This is a genomic window from Actinomadura latina NBRC 106108, assembly GCF_001552195.1.
In the GTDB taxonomy this organism is placed as follows: domain Bacteria; phylum Actinomycetota; class Actinomycetes; order Streptosporangiales; family Streptosporangiaceae; genus Spirillospora; species Spirillospora latina.
In genome coordinates this window covers 1-9,747 of sequence record NZ_BCQS01000056.1, presented here as the reverse complement: position 1 = coordinate 9,747, position 9,747 = coordinate 1, and the positions used below count along the sequence as shown (strand labels likewise).

Genomic DNA, 9,747 nt, shown 5'->3' with positions numbered 1-9,747 from the left:
GCAGAACCAGCCGCACGCACCGAGCCGGTCACCACACGCGGGTTCTCCCGGCCGGCGGCAAGGTCAGCCAACCCCGCCGCCAACTCGCCCCGGTCCGCACCCAACAGCACCGCACGATGCTCAAACAGGGAACGCTGTGACAAGGACAGGCCCACGTCGATCATGTCCGCATCGGCGCCGTCCCCGGCCAGCCACCCCGCAAGCGCCGCAGCCTGACCCGCCAGCGCCTCCCGCGACCTGCCCGACAACACCCACACGCCGAGGCCGGAAGCCGCCCCGGCCGCACCGGTATCGCGAGCAGTTGAAGGCTCGGCCACCTCGACGGCATCAACCGCCGAGGGCGGCTGCTCGATGATGACGTGGGCGTTGGTGCCCGACAGCCCGAACGAGGACACCCCGGCACGTCTGGGCCGTGGCACATCCGGCCAGTCGCGGGTCTCGCGCAGCAGAGCGACCTGTCCGGCGGTCCAATCAACGCGCGAAGACGGGGCGTCCACGTGCAGGGTCTTGGGCAGCACACCGTGGCGCAGCGCCTGCACCATCTTGATCACACCACCCACACCCGCAGCCGCCTGCGTATGACCGACATTGGACTTCAACGACCCCAACCACAACGGCTCACCACCCACTGAACGATCACGCCCATAAGTCGCCAGCAAAGCCTGCGCCTCAATCGGATCCCCCAGCACCGTCCCAGTCCCATGCGCCTCCACCACATCCACATCACCCGCACCCAACCCCGCCGCATCCAACGCCGCGCGGATCACCCGCTGCTGCGACGGGCCATTCGGCGCCGTCAACCCATTAGAAGCACCGTCCTGATTGACCGCCGACCCCGCCACCACCGCCAACACCCGACGACCCGCCCGCCGCGCATCCGAAAGCCGCTCCAACACCAGCACACCCACACCCTCACCCCAACCAGTCCCATCCGCCGACTCCGCAAACGCCTTACACCGCCCATCCACCGCCAACCCCCGCTGCCGCGAAAACTCCACAAACGTCTCCGGCGTCGCCATCACCGTCACACCACCCGCAAGCGCCAGATCACACTCCCCACCACGAAGAGCCTGCGCCGCCAAATGCAACGCCACCAACGACGACGAACACGCCGTATCCACCGACACCGCCGGACCCTCCAAACCCAGCACATACGACACCCGACCCGACACCACCGACCCCATCACCCCAGTACTGAACCCCTCCGCCCCATCCCCCAGCCACGCATAATCGTGACTCATCACCCCCGCGAACACCCCAGTCCGCGAACCACGCAAACCCACCGGATCAATCCCGGCCCGCTCAATCGCCTCCCACGACACCTCCAACAACAAACGCTGCTGCGGATCCATCGCCACCGCCTCCCGCGGCGACACCCCAAAAAACCCCGCATCAAAACCCGCCACATCATCCAAAAAACCGCCACGACACACATACGACTTCCCCTGCGCATCCGGGTCCGGATCGAACACCGACTCCACATCCCAACCCCGATCCGACGGGAACGAACCGATACCCTCACCACCCCCACACACCAAGGCCCACAAACCCTCCGGCGACGTCACACCCCCCGGATAACGACACCCCATCCCCACCACCACAACAGGATCCGAGCTCTTCGCAACCAGACGTTCATTCTCAGCCCGCACTGTTTCCAGTTCGAGTAGAGAATTACGCAGCGCTTCGACGAGTTGCTCTTCCCGAGTCGCCATCAGACGTCACTCTTCCTGCTGTGAGAAACTCCGAGCCCCATATTGATCAGTGCGTCCGCGTCCATCTCCCGGATAGACGCCCGCTTCTCATACACCTCGGAGCCGCCGTCAGACCAATCGTTCTGAGCTTCCGCAAGCTCCAGAAGGCGTTCGATGATCGCCGCATCACCAGGTTGATTGAGCGGCACCGCTTGGAGGAGCCGTCTGACTTCCTCCATGTGCATCGCCGTGGCGTCCTTTTGGCTGCCGGGCAGAAGTTGTTCGAGCAGATGCTCGGCTATGGCTGCCGGAGTCGGGTAGTCGAACACCAGTGATGCCGGAAGCGATAGGCCGGTCGCGGTCTGCAGGCGGTTGCGCACCTGAATACCGCCGAGCGAATCCAAGCCCACATCCTTGAACACCGTCTGAGGGCCGATGATCGTGTCGGCATCATCGTGGCCCAGTATTGCTGCGACGTGTGAAGACACAAGGTCGGTCAGCAGTCGGCGTCGTTGGGTCTGGTCGAGATCACGCAGCCGGGACACCAGTTGCGGCACCGATTCACCGGCCGCCGCCGTCCGGCGCACCGCCGGCACCAGGTCCGTCAGCAGCGGCGCCAGCTCTGCGGCTCCGGCCTGACGCCGCAACGCCGCCATGTCCCATCGGACCGCCACCAGATGCTCCGCCGAGGCCGAGATCGCGGCATCGAACAGTTCCACGGCCTGGGAAACGGTCAGTGGCAGCACACCACTGGCCCGCATCCGGCCCACACCCTCAACGCCAAGCCGCGCACCCATACCACCGGACTCAGCCCACAGGCCCCACGACACCGACTGCCCAGCCAGCCCCAGGCCCCGCCGGTGGCCCGCCAGCGCGTCCAGGAAGGTGTTGGCCGCGGCGTAGTTGCTTTGGCCTGGTGCTCCGAGGACGCCTGACAGTGACGACACCACCGCGAACAACGACAACCCCAGATCAGCGGTTGCCTCGTGCAGGAACCAGGCCGCGTCGGCTTTGGCGGCCAGGACCCGATCCAGCCGTTCGGGAGTGAGTGATCCGATCACTCCGTCGTCCAGGACACCCGCCGCGTGGACGACGCCGCGGAGCTCGAACTCTTGCGGGACCGAGGCCACCAGGTCGGCGACCGCGGAACGATCGGAGACGTCACAGGCCACCACCCGTACCACCGCGCCCGCGTCCTCCAAGCCCGCCACGAGCGCTTGGGCGCCGTCGGCGGCCGGGCCGCGCCGGCTGGCCAGCACCACACACCCCACACCGTGCGCCTCCACCAGCCGCCGCGCCAGCACACCACCCACACCACCAGTACCGCCGGTCACGATCACCGCGCCGCCGTCAAGGCCCGCAGCCCGCTCATCGCCGGTAACCGCCGCACGCGTCAGCCGCGCCGCATGCACCACCCCGCCACGCATCACCAGCTGCGGCTCACCCATGTCCGCGACGTCCAGGCTCGCGGCGAGGTCGCTGTCGGTGTCCACCAGCACGATCCGGCCCGGGTTCTCCGCCTGCGCCGACCGCACCAAACCCCACACCGCCGCACCCGCCACATCCACCACCTGCTCATCGAGCAGGCCGACGGCTCCCCTGGTCACCACCACCAACCTCGACCCCGCGAACACCGCCGAGGACAGCCACGACTGCAGCACCTCCAACACCTGATGGGCGGCAGCATGCGCCGCGCCCACCACATCAACCTCCGGCCGGGGCGTCCACTCCCACACCACCACCGCCGGAGCAGACTCCGCGTCCACGTCCTCCCAACGAGCCCAGTGCACCGTTTCCCAAGTCTCCTTCGACACCGGGGACCAGCCGACCTGGAACAAGCCATCCGGCACCGCACTCGCCGCCGCGGTGGCCAGTACCTGCTGCGACACCGGGCGCGTCACCAGCGAATCGACCGTCAACACCAAAGCACCGGTCTCGTCAGCCACCTGGATCGACACCGCATCGTCCCCAGCCGGGCTCACCCGTACCCGGACCGTGGAGGCGCCGACGGCATGCAACGACACTCCCGCCCACAAGAACGGGACCTGCACCTGCTCGTCGGCATCGCCGTCAGCCAGCAGCGGGGCATGCACCACCGCGTCCAGCAATGCCGGATGGATACCGAACCCCTCCACATCCACCCCGGCCGGGACGCTCACCTCGGCGAACACCTCCCGGCCGCGCCGCCACACCGCACGCACACCCCGAAACGCCCGCCCATATCCATAGCCGCGCTCAGCCAGGAGCTCGTACGCCGCTTCCGCATCGACCGCTTGGGCATCCTGCGGTGGCCAAATGGACTTCCCAGGCACCGCCGATGCCGACTCCGTTTCGGGCATCAGCACACCCTCGGCGTGCAGCGTCCACCCCAAGTCGGTCGCGTTGTCGGCTTGGGGGCGGGAGTGGATCTCCACAGTGCGCGCCCCGGCCTCATCGGGCTCGCCCACCACCACATGCACCTGCAGCCCGCCGCGTTCCGGAACCACCAACGGGGCCGTGACCGCCAGCTCCCGCACCACCGGGCAGCCGACCTCATCCCCGGCCCGCACCGCCAACTCCACCCACCCCGACGCCGGCATGAGCACCCGCCCCAGCACCGAATGGTCAGCCAGCCACGGCTGAGCCGACCGCGACACCAACCCCGTCAACACCACCCCCGCCGACCCCGGCGATACCACCACCGCACCCAGTAGAGGGTGCTCCACCGTGGTCAGCCCCGCGGCCCCGACATCGCCCGACGCCGGCGAAGGCGTCACCCAGTAACGCTCATGTTGGAAGGCATAGGTCGGCAGATCCACCCGGCTTCCACCCGCGCACCAGTCCTGCCACGACACCCCGACCCCCGACACGAACAACTCCGCCAGCCCCGACACCAACCCCACCGGCTCCGACCCACGCCGACTCAGCAAAGACACGAGCAAGGGCGGCGAAGCGCTCTCTGGGGCCGCCGTCTCCTTTGCCGCTTCGAGAGTGTTGGTGATGGCCGAGATCAGTGCGCCGGGCCCCAGCTCCACGAACCGGTCCGCGCCCCGGGCAGCCGCGAACCCGATCGCGTCCGCGAACCGCACCGCCTGACGGGCATGCCGCACCCAGTACTCCGCCGAACCAAACCCCTCCCCCACATCGGCCAACCCGCCCGACACATTCGACACCAACCCCACCCCACCGGCACACACCCCCACCCCAGCCGCCACCTGACGGAAGTCCTCCAGCACCGGATCCAGCAACGGCGAATGAAACGCATGCGACACCGACAGCGAACGCGTCCCACACCCCACCGCCGACAACCTCGCCGCAGCAGCCTCCACCGCAGCCCGCGCACCCGAAATCACCACCACCGTCGGAGCATTCACCGCAGCCACCACCACCGGCCCCAACGACCCCGAAACCTCCCCCAAGACCTGCTCCACCAACTCCACCGACACCACCGGCCCCGACACCGCCACCATCGCGCCACCCGCATCCGCCCGCTGCATCACCCGGCCCCGCGCCACCACAAGCCGCGCCGCATCCTCCAACGACACCATCCCCGCCGCACACGCCGCCGCGATCTCCCCCACCGAATGACCCACCACAAAATCCGGAACCACACCCCACGACACCAACACCCGAAACAACGCCACCCCCACCGCGAACAACACCGGCTGCGCAAACTCCGTCCGCCCCAACACCCCCTCCTCCGAACCCACATCACCTCCAGCAACCGATGACCCCACCACCGATCCACCTCCCCCGCCACCACCGCCAACTCCCGACCAAACTCATCACAACACCCCGCCAACTCCCGCCCCATCCCCAACCACTGCGACCCCTGACCCGGAAACACAAACACCACACCACCCGCAGGGCCGGTAGCGCGGACAGAGCCGGTCACCACACGCGGGTTCTCCCGGCCGGCAGCAAGGTCAGCCAACCCCGCCGCCAACTCGCCTCTGTCCGCGCCGAACAGCACCGCACGGTGCTCGAAGAGGGAGCGTCGCGACAGGGACAAGCCGACGTCAGTCATGTCCGCATTGGCGCCGTCCTCGGCCAGCCACCCCGCGAGCGCCTCCGCCTGGCCCGCCAGCGCCTCCCGCGACCTGCCCGACAACACCCACACGCCGAGGCCGGGAGGCGGCTCGACCTCTTCGATGTCCGGGCTGGGAGAAGGTGTTGATGTCTGTGTGGTGTCCTCTGGCGGGGCCTGCTCGATGATGACGTGGGCGTTGGTGCCCGACAGCCCGAACGAGGACACCCCGGCACGTCTGGGCCGTGGCACATCCGGCCAAGGCCGAGTCTCGCGCAGCAGAGCGACCTGTCCGGCGGTCCAATCAACGCGCGAGGATGGGGCGTCCACGTGCAGGGTCTTGGGCAGCACGCCGTGGCGCAGCGCCTGCACCATCTTGATCACACCGCCCACACCCGCAGCCGCCTGCGTATGACCGACATTGGACTTCAACGACCCCAACCACAACGGCTCACCACCCACTGAACGATCACGCCCATAAGTCGCCAGCAAAGCCTGCGCCTCAATCGGATCCCCCAGCACCGTCCCAGTCCCATGCGCCTCCACCACATCCACATCACCCGCACCCACCCCCGCCGCATCCAACGCCGCCCGGATCACCCGCTGCTGCGACGGGCCATTCGGCGCCGTCAACCCATTAGAAGCACCGTCCTGATTAACCGCCGACCCCGCCACCACCGCCAACACCCGACGACCCGCCCGCCGCGCATCCGAAAGCCGCTCCAACAGCAGCACTCCCGCGCCTTCAGCCCATCCGGTGCCGTCGGCGGACTCGGCAAACGCCTTGCAGCGGCCATCCACTGCCAAACCGCGCTGCCGCGAAAACTCCACGAAGGTGTCAGGGGTGGCCATCACCGTCACACCACCCGCAAGGGCCAGATCGCATTCCCCGCCGCGGAGCGCCTGCGCCGCCAAATGCAACGCCACCAACGACGATGAGCACGCCGTATCCACCGACACCGCCGGACCCTCCAAACCCAGCACATACGACACCCGACCCGACACCACCGACCCCATCACCCCGGTGCCGAAGCCCTCCCCGTCATCGGATGCTCCGTTCCCCAACTGCGCGTAGTCCTGGCCCATCACTCCCGCGAACACTCCGGTCCGTGAGCCGCGCAGCGTCAGCGGGTCGATTCCGGCCCGCTCGATCGCCTCCCACGACACCTCCAACAACAAACGCTGCTGCGGATCCATCGCCACCGCCTCCCGCGGCGACACCCCAAAAAACCCCGCATCAAAACCCGCCACATCATCCAAAAACCCGCCATGACGGACGTAGGACTTGCCCTGAGCATCGGGGTCCGGATCGAACACCGACTCCACATCCCAACCCCGATCGGATGGGAAGGGACCAATGCCCTCGCCCTCTGCGCACACCAGGGCCCACAACTCCTCTGGTGAGGTCACACCCCCTGGATAACGGCATCCCATGCCCACCACCACAACAGGATCGTCGTCCACCGCCTTGGTGACCGGCCGTGCCACGATCACCGGCTCTATATCGCCGGGCAGCAACTGTTCGAGGAGATGCTCGGCCAGCGCGGCCGGGGTCGGATAGTCGAACACCAGCGATACCGGAAGGGACAGATCGGTTGCGGCTTGGAGGCGGTTGCGCACCTGGACACCGCCCAGCGAATCCAGACCCAAGTCCTTGAACGGCGTCTCGGCACCCACCACATCGGCGCGCTCATGCCCCAACACGGTCGCCACCTGCACGGACACCAACTCCAGCAGACGTCGGCGTCGTTGACTCTGGTCGAGACCACGCAGCCGGGACACCAGTTGCGACACCGATTCACCGGCCGCCGCCGTCCGGCGCACCGCCGGCACTAGATCGGCCATTACCGGCGCCAGCTCCCCTGTTCCGGCCTGACGCCGCAACGCCGCCATGTCCCATCGGACCGCAACAAGATGCTCCGCCGAGGCCGAGATCGCGGCATCGAACAGTTCCACGGCCTGGGAAACGGTCAGTGGCAGCACACCACTGGCCCGCATCCGGCCCACACCCTCAACGCCAAGCCGCGCACCCATACCACCGGACTCGGCCCACAGGCCCCACGACACCGACTGCCCGGCAAGCCCTAGGCTGCGCCGATACACCGCCAGCGCGTCCAGGAAGGTGTTGGCCGCGGCGTAGTTGCCCTGGCCCGGCGCTCCCAGGACACCCGACAACGACGACACCACCGCGAACAGCGTCAGTTCCTGTTCGGCGGTTGCCTCGTGCAGGAACCAGGCCGCGTCGGCTTTGGCGGCCAGGACCCGATCCATCCGTTCCGGGGTCAGTGAACCGATCACCCCGTCGTCCAGGACACCCGCCGCATGGACGACGCCGCGAAGCTCAAATTCCGTTGGGACCGAGGCCACCAGATCGGCGACCGCAGAACGATCGGAGACGTCACAGGCCACCACCCGCACCACCGCACCTGCCGCTTCCAACTCCGCGACCAGCTCTGCGGCGCCGTCGGCGGCCGGGCCGCGCCGGCTGGCCAGCACCACACACCCCACACCGTGCGCCTCCACCAACCGCCGCGCCAGCACACCACCCACACCACCAGTACCGCCGGTCACGATCACCGCACCGCCCGCCAACCCCGCAGCCCGCTCCTCGCCGGTAGCCGCCGCACGCGTCAGCCGCGCCACATGCGCCACCCCGCCACGCATCACCAGCTGCGGCTCACCCATGTCCGCGACGTCCAGGCTCGCGGCGAGATCGGTGTCGGTGTCCACCAGCACGATCCGGCCCGGGTTCTCCGCCTGCGCCGACCGCACCAAACCCCACACCGCCGCACCCGCCACATCCACCACCTGCTCATCGAGCAGAGCGACCGCGCCCCTGGTCACCACCACCAACCTCGACCCCGCGAACACCGCCGAGGACAGCCACGACTGAAGCACCTCCAACGCCTGATGCGTGGCGGCGTGCACCGCCTCCACCACCTCAACCTCCGGCCGGGGCGTCCACTCCCACACCACCACCGCCGGAGCAGACTCCGTGTCCACGTCCTCCCATCGAGCCCACGACACGGAATCCCGCACGTCCACTGACACCGAAGACCAGCCGAGCTGGAACAGACCATCCGACACCGCACTCGCCGCCGTGGCCAGTGCCTGCTGCGACACCGGACGTGTCACCAGTGAATCGACCGTCAACACCAAAGCGCCGGTCTCGTCAGTCACCTGCACCGCGACCGCGTCATCGCCTGCCGGGCTGATCCGCACCCGGACCGTGGACGCGCCCACAGCATGCAGCGACATCCCCTCCCACAAGAACGGGACCTGCACCTCATCAGCCTCAGGATCGGCGGCGGCCTCCGCGAGAAGCGGGGCATGCACCACCGCGTCCAGCAACGCCGGATGGATACCGAACCCCTCCACATCCACCCCGCCCGGGACGCTCACCTCGGCGAACACCTCCCGGCCGCGCCGCCACACCCCGCGCACACCCCGAAACGCCCGCCCATACCCATAGCCCTGACGGGTCACTGCCTCATACGCCGCGTCCACATCCACTGATTGCGCATCCGCAGATGGCCACACTTCAGCGGGCAACGTCGGAGCCGAATCCGCTTCGCGTACCAGGACACCCTGGGCGTGCAGCGTCCACCCCGAGTCGCTCGCGTTGTCGGCTTGGGGGCGGGAGTGGATCTCCACAGTGCGCGCCCCGGCCTCATCGGGCTCGCCCACCACCACATGCACCTGCAGCCCGCCGCGTTCAGGGACCACCAGCGGGGCCGTGACCGCCAGCTCCCGCACCACCGGGCAGCCGACCTCATCCCCGGCCCGCACCGCCAACTCCACCCACCCCGACGCCGGCATGAGCACCCGCCCCAACACCACGTGGTCAGCCAGCCACGGCTGAGCCGACCGCGACACCAACCCCGTCAACACCACCCCCGCCGACCCCGGCGACACCACCACCGCACCCAACACCGGATGCCTCGCAGCTCCCTGTCCGAGCGATGCCGCATCACCACCACGCGAGGGCGCCAGCCAAAAGCGCTCATGTTGGAAGGCATACGTCGGCAGATCCACCCGGCTTCCACCCGC

2 protein-coding genes and 1 pseudogene are annotated in these 9,747 nt (G+C 68.4%); all 3 read right to left on the bottom strand.

The window, feature by feature from the left end:
* On the bottom strand, positions 1–1,715 hold a 1,715-nt coding region (locus AL2_RS35720), incomplete at its 3' end, for a type I polyketide synthase (protein WP_439951381.1).
* The gene (locus tag AL2_RS39960) at positions 1,712–5,359 is read right to left on the bottom strand and encodes a type I polyketide synthase (RefSeq protein ID WP_169806482.1); all 3,648 of its coding nucleotides are present in this window, start codon (positions 5,357–5,359) and stop codon (positions 1,712–1,714) included. The genes AL2_RS35720 and AL2_RS39960, both read right to left, overlap by 4 nt.
* A gap of 221 nt (positions 5,360–5,580) precedes the next feature.
* Positions 5,581–9,732, bottom strand: a pseudogene (locus tag AL2_RS39660) (type I polyketide synthase); the annotation flags it as partial.
* Positions 9,733–9,747 lie beyond the last annotated feature (15 nt).